The sequence below is a fragment of the Bacteroidota bacterium genome, from assembly GCA_016711505.1.
Taxonomy (GTDB): Bacteria; Bacteroidota; Bacteroidia; order AKYH767-A; family 2013-40CM-41-45; genus JADKIH01.
On record JADJSV010000001.1, the window covers coordinates 708,702 to 730,838 of the forward strand.

The following is a 22,137-nucleotide window of genomic DNA, read 5'->3' on the forward strand; positions in this document are numbered from 1 at the left end:
TTTATATTTATTGTTTAACAACATTTCCTTTTATTGTAAGGACATGTGTATTTGGAATTGTATTGGCTATTAACGTTACTGTTTTTGTCTGCAACCCTTCTCTGCCTTCGCTGTTGAATGTTACATTGATGATTCCTGATTCACCCGGCTTAACAGGATCTTTTGGAAACTCAGGCACTGTACATCCACAACTTCCGTTGGCTGAACGGATCACAAGATCACCTTTACCAGTGTTCTTAAATTTAAAAGCAAATGATACACTTTCGCCCTGAATGATCTCACCAAAATCATGTTCTTCCGATACAAACTCATATACCGGAACATTGTCTTTTGGATCTACACTTTTGATGCAGTTGCAGGATTATTTATAACATCCGTATTGATTGCATTTTCCGGAACTTCGGAACTGTTTTTTGACGAGCAAGATGCGAGAATCAGTACACATAATACTACTGCATATTGCCTGAACATTGTTTTCATCATTTATAAATTTTGTTTTTATGTTATTAACCTAATAATCCCCGACCGGTTTTATTGATCTTACCTTGCTCCTTGTAATCGATTGCAAGTTTATCCAAAACACCGTTTACAAATTGCTTGCTCTTAGGGGTACTGAAATCTTTTGAAATATCTATGAATTCATTGATCGTAACTTTTACCGGAATATTCGGGAATGTTACCAGTTCTGTTAAGGCCATTTTAAGAATCAGAATATCCATCAATGCAATTCTGTCCACTTCCCAGTTCTTTGTACGTTCGCTGATCGCTTCTTCAAACTCTTTATTGTTCAGGATCGTCTGATTGAAAAGTTTTCTTGCGAATTCCTTATCGTCTTCTTCATCTTTATATAAAGGCAACAATTCAAATTTATCTGTGTCGTAAAAATTCTTCATCGTACGACCGATTATGTGCATGATAAAATCGAAATCTTCATTCCAGAAAATATTCTCTTCTTCAATGTGATGCTGAATTGCTTCAGACTTTTCAATGAACTTTTTGAAAACTGTTGTCAGGAAATCTCTTTCCGATGCGTCATCATTTTCAAGAAAACTTCTATACTCATCCGATTTCTTTATTTCCAGAAAGATCTTTCTGATCAGATCCTGTTCTTTCTGCCAGCTCATCTTAGTACGATTCAGCTGACGGATAAATTCCGGATCTTTCTCCATTTCAAGAATGAAACGCAGATTGAACATTCTGTGCTTTGCAGCAAGTTCGGTCTTATTGGGAAAAAATTTTGTATGCAGATCATCAGCGTCGTTCTGATCTGAATCTGCCAGTTCTTTTACAAAAAGCAATAGGTAGATATATAATTCGTAAACCTTATCTACACTCCTTATCATTTCGCGCTCCGCAATAGCAAGATCATTCTTCTCCGCCTGAAAAAAAGCGTAAAGGGCTTGGAGGACTTTTATTCGGAGTTGGCGGCGGCTGAGCATTTTGTTGGCAGGTACTTTGTTGAAATTGTAAGTGGTAAATAGTGATTGGTAATTAGCACTACTTACTATACTGAAAGTGGATAATTCTATTTAGAAATGAAACAAGAGTGAATTGTTGTAAATAATTGCAGTAGTAACTAGTGCTATTCACCACTTACTACTCACCACTTACTGCCGGGAACCGGCAATGCGTTCTTCTGCAATTTTCTTCGCTGCTTCGATCGTAGAAATTTTTTCCGTCGTTGCTTTTCTGAAAACTTCTAACGTCGTTTCATAAATAGCTTCTGTATGCTGAATAGCAACTTTTCTATCGTAGCCGTGCAATTCAGAATAAACATTTATTAAACCACCGGCATTGATTAAGAAATCGGGAGCATAAAGAATCCCTTTGCTTTCAAGCATTGGTCCGTGAACAAATTCATCAGCAAGCTGATTGTTTGCAGCTCCTGATACAACACCACATTTCAATCGGGCGATATTCTCTGTATTCAATGTTGCACCTAAAGCGCATGGAGCGTAAATGTCCATATCAACATCATAAATTCCGTCTAAAGAAACTACTTCTGCATTGTATTTAGCAGAGATCGTTTTAAGTGTATCCTGATTGATGTCCGTTATAAATACTTTTGCTCCTTCTTCAGAAACAAGTCGTACCAGATTTTCTCCAACATGTCCGATTCCCTGAATGGCAATTTTCTTTCCACTTAATGAATCAGTTCCCCACTTCTGTTTCGCAGAAGCTTTCATTCCCATAAAAACACCATAAGCAGTAACCGGAGAAGGATCTCCACCACCACCCATTGTTTCAGGTAAACCTGTAACGTGTTTAGTAGATTTAGAAACATTTACCATGTCGCCTGTTGATGTTCCAACATCTTCAGCCGTAATATATTTTCCATTCAACGACTCAATGAATTGTCCGAATTTAATGAACATCTCAGGAGTCTTATCAGTTTTTGAATCACCAATGATCACTGCCTTTCCACCGCCCAATTTCAATCCTGAAATAGCTGCTTTATAAGTCATACCGCGCGATAAACGAAGTACATCATTCAATGCTTCTGCTTCTGTTTTATAATTCCACATTCTCGTCCCGCCTAATGCCGGACCTAAAGTTGTATTATGAATTGCAATTATTGCCTTTAAACCGGTACCTTTATCGTGACAAAAAACGATCTGTTCGTGGTCTGAAAAAGAAGGGTTGCCAAATACAAAGCCGGTTGCATTTGCGACCTCTTTCACATCTTTTACTTCAATCATAGGATAGCTTTATTAATTTTGTTGCGCATTTAAGCGGCAAAGGTAGGGTTATTTTCGAGGCAGCAAAAAGACCCGTTGTATATTGATTATGAAAGCATTAAAACACTTAAACAAGTACTTTTTAAAATATAAAAGGCATCTCATTCTGGGACTGTTCTTTGTCATCGGACAAACTGTCCTGGCCATCTATTCCGTCCAGATCCTGGGCCATTCGCTGGATTCCGTCATCACCATGATGAAAGACCTCGAATCCGGGGTTGCAAATTATGGACAAAGCGAGATCAGAAAGAAAGTTTTTACTTTTCTAGTTTTGATCATTTCCGTAGCACTTGCAAGAGGTCTTGTCATGTTCATGATGCGACAAACGATCATCGTTATGTCGAGGTTAGTTGAATACGATTTGAAAAATGAGATCTACAATCAATACCAACGACTCTCTTTAGCATTCTACAGAAGAAATAATACCGGTGACCTTATGAACCGCATCAGCGAAGACGTTGGTCGTGTGAGAATGTATGTCGGTCCGGCGATAATGTATACAAGTACGCTTGCAGGATTATTAGTCGGAGTTACATTCATCATGTTTACCATTAATACAAAGATGGCATTCTATGTATTGGCTCCTCTACCCTTACTCTCAATTTCTATTTACTACGTAAGTGACCTGATGAATAAAAAAAGCGAAGAAGTGCAACGGCAGCAAAGTCGGTTAAGCACATTCGTTCAGGAAACGTTTTCAGGCATTCGCATTCTAAAATCTTTTGTCAAAGAAAATTCTGTCTCCGATGAATTCTCAAAAGAAAGCGAATTGTATCTGAAGAAAAACATGAGTCTGGTGAAAGTAAATGCATTCTTTTTTCCATTGATGTTGTTGCTTGTCGGTATCAGTACATTGCTTGTTGTTTATATCGGCGGACAGGAAGTCATTGCCGGAAGAGCAACTTTTGGGAACATTGCGCAATTTATCATATATGTAAACATGCTGACATGGCCGGTTGCAATGCTCGGTTGGGTTACCTCCATCATTCAGCGAGCTGCAGCATCTCAGGAACGCATCAATGAATTTTTACATCTGGAACCCGAGATCATATCAGGCAATAATGAACCGATAGAAATTTCAGGCAAGATCGAATTCCGGAATGTAAGTTTTGTTTATCCTGATTCCGGAATCAAAGCTTTAGAAGATGTATCCTTCACCGTTACTCCGGGAAAATCACTTGCCATTTTAGGAAAGACAGGCAGCGGTAAATCTACAATTGCTAACTTGTTGCTACGAATGTATGATACAACAAGTGGAAACATTCTGGTCGACGACACCGACATCAAAAACGTTTCTCTTACCTCACTCCGCAAGCAAACAGGATATGTCCCGCAGGATGTATTTCTGTTCAGCGATTCAATTGGCAACAACATTGCCTTCGGCTTAACCGATCAGGTTGACTCAAAAGCAAAAACAGAGCTCATCTATACAGCAGCTAAACAAGCCGTGATCTACGACAACATAGACGAATTCCCGAAAAAATTTGAAACAATGATCGGCGAAAGAGGTATCACTTTATCCGGCGGACAAAAACAAAGACTTTCCATTGCCCGTGCAATCATCAAGCAACCGAAGATCCTTATCTTCGATGATTCATTGAGTGCTGTCGATACAGGAACAGAAAGAAAGATCTTAGACAATCTCGAATTGATCATGAAAGGTAAAACGTCTTTGATCATTTCGCATCGCATATCTAGTGTGAAGCATGCGGATGAGATTATTTTTTTGGATGGGGGGAGAATAATTGAACGAGGGAATCACAACTCTCTTATGGAAAAGGGTGGTGAGTATGCTGAGTTGTTTGATAAGCAGATGTTGGAAGAGGAAGAGGTTTAGTTTTTTATCTGATAAAGAAGAAAAAGAAATCAAGTACGCTTAAAAAATAAAACACTAAGATCACTGAGTTTTTAGCACAAGAACACAAGTGATACATTTTTCATTAGTGCTCTTGTGACAAATTTTAGTGAACTTAGTGTTTTATATTTTTCAATCATATGAAATCACTAAATTGTCAAAAGAACTCGGTTGCTTCTATTGCTGAAAATCACAAATATTAAAGTTTGCAAAAGAAAATACAACACTGAATAAGCATAGCGTGCCACTCTCCTATTATCTAAAACGGCGTATCCTCATTCATATCATTCATCCTCGACCCTACTATCATCCTGTTATTCGGGAATGTAGTTACGCTGCCAGATGGTGCGTCAAGGTCTGCTTCGCTGGCGTCAAGGTCAGTGAATTTTGCAAGGTGGTTGATGAACTTTAAACGCACTGTATCCAAGGCACCATTTCTGTGCTTGGCAATGATGATCTCTGCTGTGCCTTTTGTCGGATTGTTATCTTCATCGAATTCGATTCCGTAGTATTCGGGACGGTAGATGAATGTAACCATATCTGCATCCTGCTCGATCGCTCCTGATTCACGTAAGTCACTTAGCTGCGGACGTTTTGAACCACCGCGCGATTCTACTGCACGACTTAACTGCGATAATGCAATCACAGGAACATTCAATTCTTTTGCCAATGCTTTCAGTGAACGCGAGATCGTACTGATCTCCTGCTCACGATTACCACTTTTCGCATCAACATCTGAACGCATCAACTGTAAATAATCGACAACGATCATTTCTATGTTGTACATCGCTTTCAGACGACGAGAAACCAGTTTCTGCCACTCTGTATTGTCAAGTGTTCCTTTACGAAGTTTGTCGGATGGAATTCCTGTCTCTGAAGAGATCATACGTTGTACCAATTGTACAGACGACATCTCCAATGAGAACACTGCAATCGGTCTGTTAAAACCTATAGCAGCATTTCTTGCAAGCGATAATACGAAGGCAGTCTTACCCATACCCGGACGAGCCGCAATGATGATAAGATCTGATTTCTGCCAGCCGGATGTGATCCGATCAAGATCGGTGAATCCGCTTTGTACTCCTGTTACACCGGTACCATGTAAACGTGCAGCCTCAATTTGCTTATACGCTTCACTGACCATCGTACTCATCTCCTGATAATTTCTGCGGATATTTCCCTGAGCAACTTCGAAGAGATTTTTTTCTGCTTTATCTAAAAGCATGAATACATCGGACGTATCTTCATACGCATCTTTGATCGTTTCAGCAGAAATACGGATCAACTCGCGTTGAATGTGTTTCTGTAAAATGATCCTGGAGTGATATTCAATGTTTGCAGCGGAAGCAACACGATTTGTCAATTGTGTGATCGCATACGGACCACCAACAATATCCAACTCGCCGCTTTTCTTTAATTCATTTGTAACCGTTAAAATATCTATAGGCTCTGATCGCTCAAACAATCTTCTGATAGCCTGAAAAATGAGACGATGTGAATCTTTATAAAACGAATCAGGGTGAAGAATGTCGATCACTTTCGTAAGCGCATCTTTCTCCAGCATCAAAGCACCCAGACAAGCTTCCTCAAGGTCTAATGCTTGCGGGGGAAGTTTGCCGAATTGCTGAGCCTGAAAAGTATTCATTGCAGTCTTGCTGCTTGGAACACGTTTTTTGGCAAGTGATTCGTTATAATTTGGTTGACCTTGATCTGACATTTTTGAATTTACTGAACCGTAGAACTTATACGTTTTTGGGTGATAAAAATTTTGGTAAAAGGGATGCGAAGCTAGTTAAAACCGACGTCTGAAGTCTGCTTTGTTAATAACTTTAGTATCTTTGAAAAAAGGTATTTAAATGTACAAAATTAGAGGAAAGAACCACTCTTTTTTTTTGAATGTATTGAAAATCTTGCGAATAGATTTTTGCACTTTTTTACTATTTCTGTCAGTCTTGATTTCCTGCAAAAAAGAGCAATCTGCAATACCCGTAGTTTCCGGTGGAATTACAAATCCCCAGAACGGTTTTATTTGCAATTTCGGCGATACTATTTCTGTGGCAGGAAATTTATCGAGCGACTACCCTATTCAATCTGCTTTCATTTCTCTTTGTGATGAAAATTTCAATACTATCGTTTCCGGAAAAATGATCGGTGAAAATCTGGGAACAAATTATCAGTTTACTACCCAATTCATTCTCGAAAATCCTGATGCTTCTTCCGGAAATTACCGACTAAAAATTTCTATCCGTTCGGAAGACCAGACATTCAATTTAGATAATACAATTCAGATTCAGGTAAATTCTGTTCCACGAACTACCCTGAAAACATTTTGTGTGACAGGAAATAATTCCAATTTCACTTTGTATGAATTGAGTGGAACATCTCCGGTGATCATAAATAGTTACAACTCTACATTTTTAAATTTACATGTAGAGAGTCGTTACAAAAAGATCTTTTTGTGCAGTAAAGAAAAAGTTATCGGTATGCATGCTGAAACTTTTGCGGAGCAATTTCAACTTTCTCCGGTTTCACTAAATTCTGATTCATTTATTACATCAGAATTGTACTCGCATAATCTTATTGTAGGGAAAAATGACGGAAATATAATTCAGTACAATCCCGCAGGACAACGGCAATCCGAAACGGGCGAAAACTTATACTTCCGGACATTGCTGACAACAACTTCACCCGGATATTTGTATGCTTCAATTCTAAAAAATAACGACCGGAAAATTTCCGTCTTTTTCTTTCCCGGTGGTGGAGCCCGACAAGAACTTCTGGTTGACTTTGAAATCGTCAACTTTCATCCGATTTCGGCAAATGAAATTCTGGTCGTTGGAAACAGAAATGGTCATATGCTGATCTGCAAATATTTCCTTAACACCAATGCAATCCAGGTCCTGACTGATGTCCCAACTACATTTTGCAATTCGACATTATCATATAATGGTATCATTCTCCTTTTGACCAATTCAGGTCTGATCAAATATGAGTACCCGGCCAATTCATTACAAACAAGAAACGCAGGCATTTTCAGTGGCGCTAATTATGATGAAGTAAATGATATATTATACTGTTTTTCAGGGAGTAATATCAAACAACTAAATGGAACTTCATATACCGATCTGGGGGATATTTCGTTACCAGATAGCGTTATGGGAATTGGGGTTTTATATTCGAAATAAAATTTAACACAGAGAAAAAGGAGGAAAAAAGGGAGAAAAAAGAGATCTCTTATTCCTCCCTTTTTTTCTCCTTTTTCTCCGTGTTAAAAAAACCAGAAAATCAGAAATCCTGAATTCCAAGTCAGATTTAACTATATTGCAACCCTAAATCAACAAAATAAAGAATGAATTTTCTTGACTTCGAAAAACCGATTGCAGACTTATTGGAGCAGATTGAAAAGCAGAAAACGATCGGAGAAAAAAGTAAAGTTGATGTGAGTGTGGCCGTTCGTCAGTTGGAATTAAAACTTGCTGAAACTCGGAAAAACCTCTACTCAGACTTAACTCCTTGGCAAAGGGTTCAGCTTTCACGTCATCCTGATCGTCCCTATACTCTATCTTATATTGATGCCATCACTGATAAAAACTTTGTCGAGCTCTTTGGAGATCGCACTGTAAAAGATGATAAGGCAATTGTCGGCGGACTCGGTTCTGTTGACGGGCAAACGATCATGTTTATCGGACAGCAGAAAGGAACGACAACAAAGCAGCGCCAATACAGAAATTTTGGAATGGCTAACCCTGAAGGTTATCGCAAGGCACTTCGCTTGATGAAAATGGCAGAGAAGTTTAACAAACCTGTCGTTACATTGATCGATACTCCGGGAGCGTTTCCAGGTCTTGAAGCTGAAGAGCGCGGACAAGGTGAAGCGATTGCAAGGAACTTGTTTGAAATGGCAAAACTGAAAGTTCCTATCATCTGCATTATCATTGGTGAAGGTGCATCCGGTGGAGCTTTAGGAATTGGAATCGGTGACAAAGTTTTGATGCTTGAAAATACCTGGTATTCTGTGATCTCTCCTGAATCGTGTTCTTCAATTTTATGGAGAAGCTGGGACTATAAAGAAAAAGCTGCAGAAGTTTTGAAACTTACAGCAGACGATATGCTCAAGCAAAAGCTGATCGATGGAATTATCAAAGAACCAATCGGTGGCGCTCACACTCAACCTGAGCAAATGTTCAAGATCGTCAAGAATGAGATCCTGAAACATCTCAAAGAATTAAGAAAAGATACTCCAACCGAATTAGTCAATAAACGAATTGACAAATTCAGTTCAATGGGTGTTGTCAACGAATAATTTTTTTCCTTTAAAATACTACAACTGTGTCTGAAGAATCACACATGAATGAGGCCATTCGCCTTTCATTCGAAACCATGCGCAACAATACCGGCGGTCCCTTTGGAGCTGTCGTTGTAAAAGATGGCAAAGTCATCGCCCGTGGCTACAATAAAGTAATTTCATCAAACGACCCGACAGCACATGCTGAAGTAGTTGCTATACGTGAAGCATGTAAAGCATTGAATACGTTTCAACTTGATGGCTGCGAGATCTACACCAGTTGCGAACCTTGTCCTATGTGTATGAGTGCGATCTACTGGGCACGTCCTTCAAAAGTATATTATGCAAATTCTAAAACAGATGCAGCAAACATCGGCTTTGACGATAATTTTATCTATGAAGAACTGGCATTGCCGTATGAGAAAAGAAAAATTCCACTCATTCGAATGATGGACAAAGAAGCGCTTGAAGCTTTTAAAGAATGGACGAGCAAGAACGATAAAACTCTCTACTGATTTTTACAAATTGAAATTCTCTGCACTGTGATTTCTTTTCCAAATTGTAAGATCAACATCGGTTTGCACATCACTGAAAAGCGTGCAGATGGATTTCACAATCTGGAGTCAATCATGACGCCTGTTTTCTGGAATGATATTCTTGAAATTGTAAAAAGTGAAGATGCAAATTCTGAAGTCGAATTCAAATCAACAGGCATCAGGATCTTTGGAAATAAAGAAAACAATTTGTGTTCCAAAGCTTACCAGCTTTTAGCAAAAGATTTTTCGTTGCCACCTGTCAAAATACATTTGCATAAGATCATTCCTATCGGTGCCGGACTGGGCGGTGGTTCATCTGATGCAGCATTTACTCTATCAATCCTTAATTCTCTTTTCAAATTAAATATCAGTGATGAGCAGTTGGAAAATTACGCTTCTCAGCTGGGAAGTGATTGCCCATTCTTTCTGCGAAACAAAACACTTTTTGCCTATGAAAAAGGTGACAAATTTGAAAATGTAAAAACATCCGGCAAAGAATACACTGTTGTTCTGATCAAACCAAAGGTTCATGTCAATACAACTGAAGCCTATTCGTGGATTAAGCCTGTCAAAAGAAAATCTTCGTTGAAAGATCTTATCCACCAACCCATCGAAACCTGGAAAGAAACAATTTTCAACGATTTCGAAAATCCTGTCTTCGAAAAATATCCCGCAATAAAAAACATCAAAGCCCGTCTCTACAAACTCGGAGCTCTTTATGCAAGTATGAGCGGCAGCGGCTCAACCGTATTCGGAATCTTCAACGACGAGAAACATCTGGATACTTATTTCAGGTCGTGTACGATATATCAGGGGAAAATTACAATCTAATTCTGCGGTTTTTCTGCGTATTCTGCGCAATTCTGTTGGAAATGTTAAACTGATTTTTCCTCCCGCAGAATTGCGCAGAATACGCAGAAAAACCGCAGAGTTTTAATTTTCCTCCCCTTGATTAAACACCGAACTAAACAGATCCTTAAACCTCAACCCTGAAGTCAAACTGTTTTTACTCAGTAATGAAAACTCAGACAAACCATGCAGAAGAAATTCCATTAGCATCAATTTATCCTGCGGATTCGATTTTGGGAAATATTTTTTTACAAGATCGGCAAGTCCGGGGACATCATTCAACGCTTTTGTATAATCTTTTTCTGAAGCGTCATTAAGAATATCAATTTCATTTCCATTACTGAACCATTCTATGATCTCCAGATATGGATTCGCTTCTTTTTTACGTTTCAGTTTTTCGGGATCAGGGAAATAATTCTTGAACTGAAAACGAATCGATTTACTGATAAGATTCTGCGCAACGATCATCGCTCCCTCCTGCTCACCTTCGTATACCAATTCAATCTTTCCAGTGATCGAAGGAATAATTCCCCAGAAATCTGAAATACGGATATGAGTTTTCGATTCACCATTGATGATCATACGTCTTTCTGCTGCAGAAAAAATTGTTTCGTATGCTGATATAGTTAAACGCGCAGATACTCCACTCTTCGGATCAACGAACTCATTACTCCGTGCTTCAAAGGCAATCTGCTCCAGTAAATTTTCAATCAACTCATGTCCGGTCACATTTTTCTTCTGCGAATCACTCAATTGTGCTTCCTGCAATGTGATTTCCTTCGAAGTAACAATATCTTTCGGATAATGTGTCAGGATCTGACTTTCAATTCTGTCTTTCAATGGTGTTACGATCGAACCACGATTTGTATAGTCTTCCGGATTTGCCGTGAATACAAACTGAATATCCAACGGCAATCTTAATTTAAAACCACGAATCTGGATATCGCCTTCTTGTAAAATATTAAAGAGCGATACCTGAATTCTTGCTTGCAGATCCGGTAATTCGTTAATTACAAATATTCCTCTGTGCGCTCTTGGAATCAAGCCAAAATGAATCACGCGTTCATCAGAATAAGGCAACTTCATTGCTGCAGCTTTGATCGGATCAACATCACCAATCAGATCGGCAACAGAAACATCAGGCGTTGCAAGCTTTTCAGTATAACGATCACTTCTGTGCATCCATTCAATCTCTGTATCGTCGCCATGCTTTTCGAGTATATCAATCGCTTGTCTTGATAATGGATTCATCGGGTCATCATTCAACTCTGTTCCTTTGATATAAGGAATATATTCATCCAGCAAATTTGTCATCAGTCTGGCAATTCTTGTTTTCGCCTGTCCACGAAGTCCAAGCAACAAAATATTGTGTCTGGAAAGAATCGCTCTTTCAATATCAGGAATTACTGTTTCATCAAATGCTTTAATCGAATCAAAGATCTTCTCCTTCTTCGCTAATTTCACGATCAGATTGGCACGCAACTCTTCTTTGATCGGCTTACTTACATAACCTGAAGCCTTCAACTGACCAAGTGTTTTTATTTTCAAATATTTTTCCATGTCTTATTGATAACTATTTAACTCAAACTCTTTTTCTTCTGTTCTTTTCGAAATCTTCCAAAACAAATTCTCCTAATCCTTTCAAGGATGAATAAAATGCTTTGCCGCCATTCGCTTCACTGAATTCTCTGATAAATGCCCGCAGATATTCATCTTCTGCAACCATAAATGTTGTAATAGGAATTTTTAATTTCCTGCAAGCTGAAGCCAGATTCAGACATTTGTTCACGATCTTTCTGTCAAGCCCGAAACTATTTTTATAAAGATTCGCACCTTCTTTCATTGCAGACGGTTTTCCATCTGTGATCATGAAGATCTGCTTATTGGGATTCTTTCTTCTTCTTAAAATATTCATTCCTAATTCCAAGTCCGGCAACTGTGTTCGTATGATATGGTCCAACCTGAAGATAAGGCAAATCCTTCACTTCTATCTGCCAGGCTTCATCACCAAATACAATCACATCCAGAGTGTCTTTCGGATATCTGGTACGAATTAATTCAGCCAAAGCCATTGCTACTTTTTTTGCAGGAGTGATTCTGTCTTCACCATACAAGATCATCGAATGTGAAATGTCAATCATTAATACAGTCGATGTCTGAGTCTTGAATTCTTTTTCATTCACTTCCAGATCACCTTCCATAATATGAAAATCAGAAACACCATGATTGATCTGTGCGTTACGAATTGAATCGGTCATTGAGATCTGATCAGCAGTATCACCAAAGCGATACTCACGATGATCACTGGTCATCTCATCGCCATTCCCCATAAATTTCGTCCTGTGATTTCCCGGTCCGGCTTTCTTCAATTTCCCAAACACTTCTTCCAAAGCATTTTTACGAATAGTCTGTTCTGTTTTCGGTGTGATGATATAATTTCCCTCACCACCTTCTTCCTTTATATATCCTTTACTTTTAAGGTCATTGATGAAGTCAGCCATTGTGTAATTGTCATCAGTCAGTTTATGCTCTCTGTCAATTTCATTCAACCAATTCAATGCTTCATAAACATCGCCACTGGTATAATTCAACAATTGCATAAACAATCCAAACAATCTTTCGAATGGATCCTGATTTTCGTCGCCCGGTAAAAATTTACTGAATCTGTGTCCTAACATAGTTTCTTTCCTCACATCAAAGGTAGATAAATGCTTTTATCAAAAGCAACACTTTCATCGAGTATCCTGAATAACAAATTCCTTAATAAAAAGTTCATTTTGGCCCTCATTTTACCCTCTTAATTCTTTATCTTTCACCAATGAATGCTTTAAAGATCTTTAAGTCATCAGCCGGCTCCGGAAAAACCTTCACTTTGGTAAAGGAATACCTCAAACTGGTACTTGCCCATCCGGAAGATTATCGCTCGATACTTGCTATTACCTTCACCAACAAGGCTGCTGAAGAAATGAAAAGCCGTATTGTTGAAGCGCTGGTTGAACTTTCTTCCGGAAATAAAAGCTTTTTGCTCACAATGCTCGAAGAGGATCTTCCCGGTATAAATATTCGCGTGCGTGCAGAAAAATCGTTAAAGAATATTCTCCACGACTACTCTTCTTTTTCAGTCAGCACAATCGATAGTTTTTTTCAGAGAATTCTTCGCGCGCTTGCAAGAGAAATTCATCTGCCTTTGAAAATGGAAGTTGAAGTGAGCGCTGATGATGCAATTCTGGCTGTTACCGATTCAATATTAAGAGAAGTTGGTTCTGATAAAGATCTTACTGAATGGCTTACTGATCTTGCCCTACAAAAAATGAGTGAAGATAAAGGCTGGAATATTGAAAATGATATTGCATTGGTAGCCGGTGAATTATTCAAAGAAGATCATCACAATAAAAAAATTCTTTCGAGAGATGACATCAAACGAATTTACAAAGATCTAAGTAACATCCGACGAACTTTTACTTCGAAATTAAAAAAGATCGGAGAAGAAGGTTTAAATATTATTTCAGGTGCCGGATTTTCATTAGACGATTTCTCTTACAAAGAAGCAGGTGTGGCCGGATATTTTTCAAAAATTGCTAATCCAAAAAACGCCGCTTCATTTCTGGTTACTCCACGGATAGAAAAAGGATTACAAGACCCTTCAGGTTGGACTTCCAAGAAAAGTGAATTTAAAAAATCAATCGACGATCTTGTCATTTCAAGTCTGCACCCACTATTGCAGAAAGCTGCAACAATCGTTGAAAATGAATACAAAGAATATATTACTGCAAACGAAGTTTTAAAAAAGATCTATCTCTTCGGACTTGTAAACGATCTTCAGGACAAATTCCGTGAGTACAGAAAAGAAAATAATGTCATCCTGCTTTCTGATACAACAAAGTTGTTGGGTGATATGATAGAAGGAAATGACACACCTTTTATCTATGAAAAAACGGGAAACCGGTTCAAGCATCTGCTTATCGATGAATTCCAGGATACCGGACTTTTACAATGGAAAAACCTCCTCCCGCTTGTGATGAATGCTCTTGGTAGCGGGTTCATGACACTGATTGTAGGTGACGCGAAGCAATCCATCTACCGCTGGCGTGGTGGCAATATGAATTTACTGATCCGCGACATTTTTACAGACCTTAACAATTTTAAAAGTATTTTCGAGAGAAATGTTCTCGATATGAACTATCGTAGCAAATATGAGATCGTTCATTTCAACAATCAGTTTTTTCTGAATGCGACAGAAATTGCGAACGTTCAATTGAACATGAATGATCATCCTGTTCTTGCGCTTGCATATGGTAGCGACCTTGAACAAAAAGTTGCACCAAAAAATAATGAAAGTGGATATGTTCAAATCAATTATCTTGAATCAGCAGAAAACGAAGAGGATAATGAAGAAGAATTAAAATGGAAAGATGTTGCTCTGAAAAATCTTCTAACAGAAATACGACAACAACTTCTCAAAGGATTTTCCTATAGAGACATTGCTATTCTGGTTAGAAAAAATACAGAAGGAAGTGAGATCGCAACTTTTCTTCTGGCAAATGAAATCGATAAGATCATCAGTCCTGATTCATTGCTGATCACAAGTTCTCCTCGAATAAATTTTGTAGTGAATACACTCCGCTTTCTTGCTGACCAGAAAAATGCCATTGCCAGAGCAGAAGTCCTTTATTATTATGCAATGAATATTGCAAATCTGAGTTTCGACAAACACACTTATTTCTCCGATCATAAAAATTTCAAATATAATGGTAAGACAGGTAAACACAACACTACTCTCTTCCCACCTGAAAGTCTGAAAGAGTCGAACTTCAATTCAATACTGCCTGAAAGTTTTACAGCACACCTCACTTACTTAGCCAACCTTCCGATTTACGAGATCAGCGAACAACTTGTAAAGATCTTTGGACTCAATAAAAATCCTGACGCTTTCATTCAGCGGTTTCAGGATCTCGTTCTTGAATATAATACGGGATTCGATAGCTCACTTGAAGGATTTATCAAATGGTGGGATTCGAGCAAGAAAGTCCGGAACGCTTCTGTTATCACTCCACAGAATGAAGATGCCATTCAGATAATGACCATTCACAGGTCAAAAGGTTTGCAGTTTCCAATTGTGTTCATGCCATTTTGCGACTGGAAACTTACGCCGAAAGCAAATGAATTGATCTGGCTTCAGACCGATCAGCAACCTTTCGATGAACTTGGTAAAACAGCATTATCGTCAACGAAAACTCTTGAACTGACTCATTACTCAGAAAATTATTACGAAGAAGTCAACCAGACTGCAATTGACAATCTGAATATGCTTTATGTCGCTTTTACCAGAGCAGAAGACAAACTGTTTATTTATTGTCCAAAAGACAATCAGAAAGAGTTGACAAGTGTTTCAAAACTGATCAGCCGGACTTGTCATCAGTTAGATCCGAATCAAATTGAATCTTTTATTCAAGGCGAAAATTTCATAAAACCGGAAAGAAAACCTTCTGAATCTGAAACTTCATCAAATGAATTAAAAATTTATCCGTCTAATCGTTGGCAAGACAAACTTTCTCTCTCTTCACATGGCAATGATCTCATTGAAATGATAGAAAAGAAAGATATGTCTAAAGTAAATTATGGAATACTTATTCATGCCATTCTAGCGGAAGTAAAAGATACAACAGAATTCAAGCACCTGGCAGAAAAATTTGTTTTCGACGGACTGATTACTGAAAATCAAAAATCAACCTTACTTGATGAAGTGAACGACATATTAAAAAGCAGCGAGATTGCAGAATTATTCTCCGATCAATTTCAAGTGAAGGCAGAGAAAGAAATCATCTTGCCTTCAGGTGAAGTTCTTCGTCCCGACCGGGTCATTATTAAAGAAAATGAAGCCATCGTAATTGATTTTAAGAGTGGACAGCCGCACAAAAAACATGAAAATCAAGTGACTCAATATGCCGACATTCTGAGAAAAATGGGCTATCAGCCGGTTTCGTCCAAGTTGGTTTATCTCACGAACCGAACTGTTGTCAATGTTTAGGTTTATCTCAGAATTTGCTATTTCCATGATTATAACTTACGTTTGAGCAGTATTTAAGCACTATGTACACCAACCGCCCACTACAGATAATATTGATCGACGACGATCCTCAGATGAGAGAAATGTTGAACGATTTCTTTACAGGAAAATATGCTCATTCACATGTCAAAACATTTGCAACAGGTGAAGAAGCTCTCAATACAATTGTCATAGAACCGAATCTTATTGTTCTTGATTACCATCTTGATTCTTCAGATGCAATGGCGATGAACGGACTTCAGGTTCTGAAAAAACTTAAGGAAAAATATCCGCTGGTGCCTGTGATCTTTTTATCAGGACAAGAAAAAGCTGAGGTGGCTGCAAACACTATGAAGTATGGCGCATACGATTATATTGTAAAGAATGAAAGTGCCTTTCATCGTCTGGAAATTTTATTCAACAACATTTTAGGACATGTTGAACTAAAAAAGAATCTGGGCACTCAGAAATTCTTCAACGGAATTTTAGTTGCTCTTGTTGTTGCAATGATCATAGCTTTCATCGTTTCTAAAATGTCTTAACGACAAATACAATTTGTCCGAAAATCACAGATATAATTTTCTGGATAGTAGCCGCGGTTTAGCTGCATTTGTAGTCTTATTAGCGCACACGATCAAGACATTTTTACCGGATCACTTTTCTTCTTCATTCGATTTTTTGTGGGACTCAGAAGCAGCAGTATTGTACTTCTTTATTCTTAGCGGTTTCGTCCTGACAGAATCGGTCAGTAAAATTAAACTGACACCACTCTCCTATTTCAATTTTATTTGCAAAAGAATTCTGCGAATTTATCCGGTATTTTTAGTCGTTCTTCTGATTACCTTTTTTCTTTTTCCTCTGATCAGTTCACAAAATCACAACTGGCTTTCTGAGTACTGGAAAAAATCTCCTGATCTATATGACTTGTTCAAACAAGCAATTCTGATCTTCCGGATTCCAAACGATCCTGCTTTACGATTGCTTCCACATGACTGGACGCTGTCGATAGAAATTCTGATCTCGCTTGCATTACCATTCCTTGCATGGATTTCAAGGAAAAATTCTTTGTTTCTGATAGTGATAATTATTGCTGCCGTAAAACTACTTCCAATTGACAATTTCATTTTCGATTTCAGTCTGGGTTGTATAATCTCAACTCAAAAAGAAAAATTGATATCCGGATGGAAAAAGATTAACTTTTTGGGACACGGTTTTCTGCTTTTTTTGAGTTTGACGATTATTAACCTCGATGCTTTTTTACCGATCGGTCCACAAAATTTGGATGCATTTATGATTCATTTCAAAAGCTGGGGTCTGGCAATTTTGCTGATTGCAGTAATTTCTTCAACCGGATTTCAGAATTTGCTTAACAATAAATTTTTGATTTTCCAGGGAAAAATAAGCTACAGTTTTTACCTGATACATTTTATTCTCATTGCAATTTTATCTCAATTCAACCCGGAAATAAGTTTCCCTTTTGCACTGACAATCATTTTTTTGACAACTATAATACTTTCAGCAACAACCTATTATATCATTGAAAAGCCTTGTATTCAAGTTGGTAAAAAGTACTTTACGGGTCAAAAAGGACAATAAAATCGCTACCTTTGCAGTCAAAATTTTAAAAAAGTATGTCAAACGGTATTTATCAAGTCCCAGTAGCTATTAACGAACCTGTTTTAAACTATGCTCCGGGAAGTCCGGAACGTGCTTCAATCAAAGCTGCATTGAAAAAATGCGCAGCGAAGTTCGCGACATTCCAATGTATATAGATGGTAAGGCTGTCCGCTCCGAAAAGCAAGGACAGATCCGCCCGCCCCACGATCACCAGGCAGTAGTTGGAAATTATCACGTCGGAAATAAATCACACGTTGAAGCTGCGATCAAAGCTGCTCTTGCAGCAAGAGGAAATTGGGCAGCAATGGACTGGGAGCACCGTGCAAGTATCTTTTTAAAAGCTGCTGAATTGTTAGCAGGACCATACCGTGCATTGATAAATGCTGCAACGATGGTCGGACAAAGCAAAAGTATTTATCAGGCTGAGATCGATGCTGCATGTGAAATGATCGACTTCCTTCGCTTCAATGTGCAATACATGCGTGAGATCTATACTCAACAACCGATCTCTTCAAAGGGTGTTTACAACAGACTTGAACAACGTCCGCTCGAAGGTTTTGTATTCGCGCTGACTCCATTCAACTTTACTGCTATCAGTGGAAATCTTCCGTCTTCTGCAGCGATGATGGGAAATACAGTTGTATGGAAACCTGCAAATACGCAGATCCTTGCTGCCAGTATTCTGATGGAAGTATTTATGGAAGCCGGAGTTCCTCCGGGAGTGATCAATCTTGTTTACGTTTCCGGACCGGATGCCGGTGAAGTGATCTTCAATCATCCTGAATTTGCAGGAATAGATTTTACAGGTTCTACTGCTGTCTTGCAGGATATCGGGAAAACGATTGGAAACAATATTCATAAGTACAAAAGATATCCGCGTATTGTTGGTGAAACAGGTGGAAAAGATTTCATCCTCGGACATCCATCTGCTGATGTTGATGCTTTAATTACTGGATTGACACGTGGTGCCTTCGAATATCAGGGACAAAAATGTTCTGCTGCTTCACGTGCATACATTCCGAAAAGTTTGTGGCCGAAAGTGAAAGAAGGTTTGATCCGTGATGTGAATTCATTCAAAGTCGGACCGACAGAAGATCTTGGAAATTTCTTCACTGCAGTGATCGATGAAAAATCATTCGATAAACTTGCTAAGTATATCGACGATGCTAAAAAGAATCCTGATGTAAATGTAGTTGTCGGTGGAACTTATGATAAATCAAAAGGCTGGTACATTCATCCAACTGTTCTGGAAGTAAAAGATCCGTTCTATGTCACTATGTGTGAAGAATTATTCGGACCGGTACTTACGATCTATGTTTACGATGATAATAAGTTTGATGAAGTTTTAGATACAGTAGACAAAACCGGAACTTATGCTTTAACAGGTGCAGTCTTTTCCCAGGACAGATATGCTGTCGACAAAGCCATGAAAAAGCTCGTCAATGCAGCCGGAAATTTCTATATCAACGATAAATGTACAGGCGCAGTAGTCGGCCAGCAACCTTTCGGTGGTGGTCGTGCCAGTGGTACTAATGATAAAGCCGGTTCAGCTTATAACCTGCTTCGTTGGGTTACACCGCGTACAATTAAAGGAGACTTTTGATCCGGCGAAGGATTACAGATATCCGTTTTTGAATCCGGAAATTTAAATGAGTTCAAAGTTCAATGTTCAATGTTCAAAGTTCAAAGTTGGCTTCGTAGGCACCTTGAAGTCAACTTTGAACATTGAACTTGATAATGAACAAACCCCTGTTACTAACCCTTTAATTACTAAATTGAAAATACAGTAACTTTCCCTTACCTTCATAGTCATGAAAGCCCCCAAATACCCAATTCTACAAAAGATCTGGCCATACGTAAACAACCGTTACTTCCTGACTTTTTTTGGCTTTCTGATATGGTTAAGTTTTTTTGACCGGAATGACTTTATCACCACTTAGACTTACAGCCAAAAACTGAAGACAGTTAAAAAAGAAAAAGTTCATTAATATCTTATGAAGAAAGATAATGAAGACGTGTTTCTAATTGTAGACGGAGAAAATAATTAATTTAAAACTCCCCGAATACTTTCCTCATCGCATCAGCAATTTCCCCAAGCGTAGCGTAGTTCTCAACTGCATCAATGATCGGTGGCATTAAATTACCTGTACCTTTCGCAGTTTCGGAAACGGTCTTCAGACAAGCCTGAACTTTCACTTCATCTCTTTCTGCACGCAATTTTTTTAGCTTATCAATTTGCAATTGTCTGATTGAATCATCAATTGAAAAGACTTTATCGAATGGCGGCTCTTCCATTGTGAATTGATTCACACCGATGATGATCCTTGTATTTTGTTCGATCGATTGCTGATACTCATATGACGCACGCGCAATTTCATTCTGAATGTACTGCGCTTCAATGGCATCAACCGATCCACCCATGGCATCGATCTTATTGATGTAATCCCAGGCCTTTGCTTCCATTTCATCAGTCATCGATTCGATGAAATAAGAACCTGCCAATGGATCAACTGTATCAACTACTCCACTTTCATAGGCTATCACTTGTTGCGTACGTAAAGCAATTCTTGCTGCTTCTTCTGTAGGAAGACTGATCGCTTCATCGTAACCATTTGTATGTAGTGATTGAGTTCCACCTAACACAGCAGATAGTGCTTGCAAAGTAACACGCATGATGTTATTCATCGGCTGTTGTGCCGTTAATGTAGACCCGCCTGTTTGAGTATGGAAACGCAACATCATCGAACGCGCATCTTTTGCACCGAGATCTTTCATGATCTTTGCCCACATTCTTCGTGCGGCTCTGAACTTTGCTACTTCCTGAAAAACATTATTGTGAGCATTGAAGAAAAACGACAATCGTTTTCCGAATACATCAATATCTAATCCTTTTTCGATAGCTGCTTTCACATATGCTTTACCATTTGCTAATGTAAATGCCAATTCCTGTACTGCAGTTGAACCTGCTTCACGAATGTGATAACCTGAAATTGAAATGGTATTCCATTTTGGAACTTCCTTCGAACAGTATTCAAAAATATCTGTGATGATTCGCATCGAAGGTTTCGGAGGATAAATATACGTTCCTCTTGCTGCGTATTCTTTTAAAATATCATTCTGAATTGTTCCGGAAATTTTTGTCAGATCAGCGCCTTGCTTTCTTGCAAGGGCAATGTAAAAGGCAAGTAAAATCGATGCTGTCGAATTGATCGTCATCGAAGTACTGATAGTTTCGAGTTTGATTCCGTCAAACAAAATCTCAATGTCTTTCAAAGAATCAATTGCTACTCCGGCTTTGCCAACTTCTCCATCAGAAAGATCATGATCAGAATCGTAACCGATCTGTGTCGGAAGATCAAAAGCAACGGATAATCCTGTAGTACCTTGTCCGAGTAAATAGTGATACCGCTTGTTCGATTCTTCAGCAGTACTGAAACCTGCATACTGACGCATTGTCCATAATTTGGAACGATACATATCCGGTTGTACCCCTCTTGTGAAAGGAAATTCTCCGGGAAGATCTTTTATTCCTGCATGCTCAGTATAAACCTGCTTTATTTCAATTCCACTTTCGGTAACGATCTTTTTCTCTGACACTTAATTTTATTTTTGCATTCATTAAATCAATCAACAACTTCAATCAATTGATGAGTCGCTTTGCTTCTGTTTTCAGAAAATCAATTGCTTTTTGTGTAGGTAGATTTTCAAGTTTCAGTACTTGTTCGAAAACATTTGAACTCATCTGAATTCCTGTTGCATTTCCACCAACATGATTAAAGGCATTATTCACAATGCGGATCATATCTTCCTTAGCATTTTTCACTTCGTCCCATGCATTTTCAGAAACATAGATCTGCTGTGATAAGTTATGTTCGAATTCAGCGCGAATTGTTGAAACAAGATCAGCCTGCAATTGCTGCGCAGACATACCACCACGATGAACTCTTACCAAAACAGAATTCGGTCCGATCCGTTCAAGAAAAAGTACCAGCCTTTCATAGGCCTGAAGTTTCAGAGGAAGCGATTCTTTCTGCTTAGCAGTCTTATCTTCCATCATCCGCATCTGAACATCCTTTTCAATGAATTTTCTTGTCAGACTGCTTTGAGAATCCAATGCACGTTTTGATACAAGAAACATTCCCATCAGTACAAGTACTGCGGGAATAAAATAAAGCAAAACATCAGTCATAGTTTTTGTAGTTTCCATTTTA

General features: G+C 38.5%; 16 protein-coding genes and 2 pseudogenes. 9 read left to right on the forward strand and 9 right to left on the reverse strand.

What is annotated here, in order from left to right; translation table 11 throughout:
- Positions 1–7: 7 nt before the first annotated feature.
- The 4 genes from IPL24_03045 to IPL24_03060 form a co-directional block, all read right to left on the reverse strand.
- Entirely contained in the window at positions 8–349 is a 342-nt protein-coding gene (locus tag IPL24_03045; GenBank protein ID MBK8362672.1) for a DUF1573 domain-containing protein, read from the reverse strand.
- Positions 337–483, reverse strand: coding sequence for a hypothetical protein (locus IPL24_03050; protein ID MBK8362673.1), 147 nt, complete (start codon positions 481–483; stop codon positions 337–339). Before IPL24_03050 ends, IPL24_03045 begins: the two co-directional genes overlap by 13 nt.
- 23 nt (positions 484–506) lie before the next feature.
- Entirely contained in the window at positions 507–1,439 is a 933-nt protein-coding gene (gene nusB, locus IPL24_03055) for a transcription antitermination factor NusB (GenBank protein MBK8362674.1), read from the reverse strand.
- 168 nt (positions 1,440–1,607) lie between these two features.
- Positions 1,608–2,699, reverse strand: a complete 1,092-nt coding sequence (locus IPL24_03060) for a Glu/Leu/Phe/Val dehydrogenase (protein MBK8362675.1) — start codon at positions 2,697–2,699, stop codon at positions 1,608–1,610.
- 88 nt (positions 2,700–2,787) lie between these two features.
- Between IPL24_03060 and IPL24_03065 the strand changes: the two genes are divergently transcribed.
- Positions 2,788–4,575: an ABC transporter ATP-binding protein gene (locus IPL24_03065; protein MBK8362676.1), complete on the forward strand. Its 1,788-nt coding sequence runs from the start codon at positions 2,788–2,790 to the stop codon at positions 4,573–4,575.
- Positions 4,576–4,852: 277 nt separating this feature from the next.
- Here IPL24_03065 and IPL24_03070 read toward each other — a convergent pair whose 3' ends face one another.
- Positions 4,853–6,238, reverse strand: coding sequence for a replicative DNA helicase (locus tag IPL24_03070; GenBank protein MBK8362677.1), 1,386 nt, complete (start codon positions 6,236–6,238; stop codon positions 4,853–4,855).
- A gap of 307 nt (positions 6,239–6,545) precedes the next feature.
- Here IPL24_03070 and IPL24_03075 point away from each other — a divergent pair, with 307 nt between their 5' ends.
- The 4 genes from IPL24_03075 (at position 6,546) to IPL24_03090 (ending at position 10,245) form a co-directional block, all read left to right on the forward strand.
- Positions 6,546–7,778, forward strand: a complete 1,233-nt coding sequence (locus IPL24_03075; GenBank protein ID MBK8362678.1) for a hypothetical protein — start codon at positions 6,546–6,548, stop codon at positions 7,776–7,778.
- 164 nt (positions 7,779–7,942) lie between these two features.
- Positions 7,943–8,896 (forward strand): acetyl-CoA carboxylase carboxyltransferase subunit alpha, encoded by a 954-nt coding sequence (locus IPL24_03080; protein ID MBK8362679.1) that lies wholly within the window; start codon positions 7,943–7,945, stop codon positions 8,894–8,896.
- Between the two features lie 44 nt (positions 8,897–8,940).
- A complete protein-coding gene (locus tag IPL24_03085) occupies positions 8,941–9,393 on the forward strand; it encodes a nucleoside deaminase (protein MBK8362680.1) in 453 nt (150 codons plus the stop codon).
- Between the two features lie 27 nt (positions 9,394–9,420).
- Complete coding sequence (locus tag IPL24_03090; GenBank protein MBK8362681.1) at positions 9,421–10,245, forward strand: 4-(cytidine 5'-diphospho)-2-C-methyl-D-erythritol kinase; 825 nt, start codon at positions 9,421–9,423, stop codon at positions 10,243–10,245.
- Positions 10,246–10,347: 102 nt separating this feature from the next.
- Here IPL24_03090 and IPL24_03095 read toward each other — a convergent pair whose 3' ends face one another.
- Both IPL24_03095 and IPL24_03100 read right to left on the reverse strand, forming a co-directional pair.
- Positions 10,348–11,823, reverse strand: a complete 1,476-nt coding sequence (locus IPL24_03095; protein ID MBK8362682.1) for a sigma 54-interacting transcriptional regulator — start codon at positions 11,821–11,823, stop codon at positions 10,348–10,350.
- Positions 11,824–11,845: 22 nt separating this feature from the next.
- Positions 11,846–12,941 (reverse strand): annotated as a pseudogene (locus tag IPL24_03100) (hypothetical protein).
- A 140-nt stretch (positions 12,942–13,081) separates the two neighbouring features.
- Between IPL24_03100 and IPL24_03105 the strand changes: the two are divergent.
- From IPL24_03105 to pruA, 4 genes and pseudogenes are all read left to right on the forward strand, one after another.
- The gene (locus tag IPL24_03105; protein ID MBK8362683.1) at positions 13,082–16,291 is read left to right on the forward strand and encodes a UvrD-helicase domain-containing protein; all 3,210 of its coding nucleotides are present in this window, start codon (positions 13,082–13,084) and stop codon (positions 16,289–16,291) included.
- A 62-nt stretch (positions 16,292–16,353) separates the two neighbouring features.
- Positions 16,354–16,851, forward strand: a complete 498-nt coding sequence (locus tag IPL24_03110) for a response regulator (protein ID MBK8362684.1) — start codon at positions 16,354–16,356, stop codon at positions 16,849–16,851.
- Between the two features lie 13 nt (positions 16,852–16,864).
- Complete coding sequence (locus IPL24_03115; protein MBK8362685.1) at positions 16,865–17,905, forward strand: acyltransferase; 1,041 nt, start codon at positions 16,865–16,867, stop codon at positions 17,903–17,905.
- Between the two features lie 35 nt (positions 17,906–17,940).
- Positions 17,941–19,575, forward strand: a pseudogene (gene pruA / locus IPL24_03120) (L-glutamate gamma-semialdehyde dehydrogenase).
- Positions 19,576–19,975: 400 nt separating this feature from the next.
- On the opposite strand, the gene IPL24_03125 reads toward pruA, so the two are convergent.
- Both IPL24_03125 and IPL24_03130 read right to left on the reverse strand, forming a co-directional pair.
- Positions 19,976–21,523 carry a methylmalonyl-CoA mutase family protein gene (locus IPL24_03125; GenBank protein ID MBK8362686.1) on the reverse strand — a complete coding sequence of 516 codons (1,548 nt, stop codon included), beginning with the start codon at positions 21,521–21,523 and terminating at the stop codon, positions 19,976–19,978.
- Positions 21,524–21,566: 43 nt separating this feature from the next.
- The gene (locus IPL24_03130; GenBank protein MBK8362687.1) at positions 21,567–22,133 is read right to left on the reverse strand and encodes a hypothetical protein; all 567 of its coding nucleotides are present in this window, start codon (positions 22,131–22,133) and stop codon (positions 21,567–21,569) included.
- Positions 22,134–22,137: the final 4 nt, after the last annotated feature.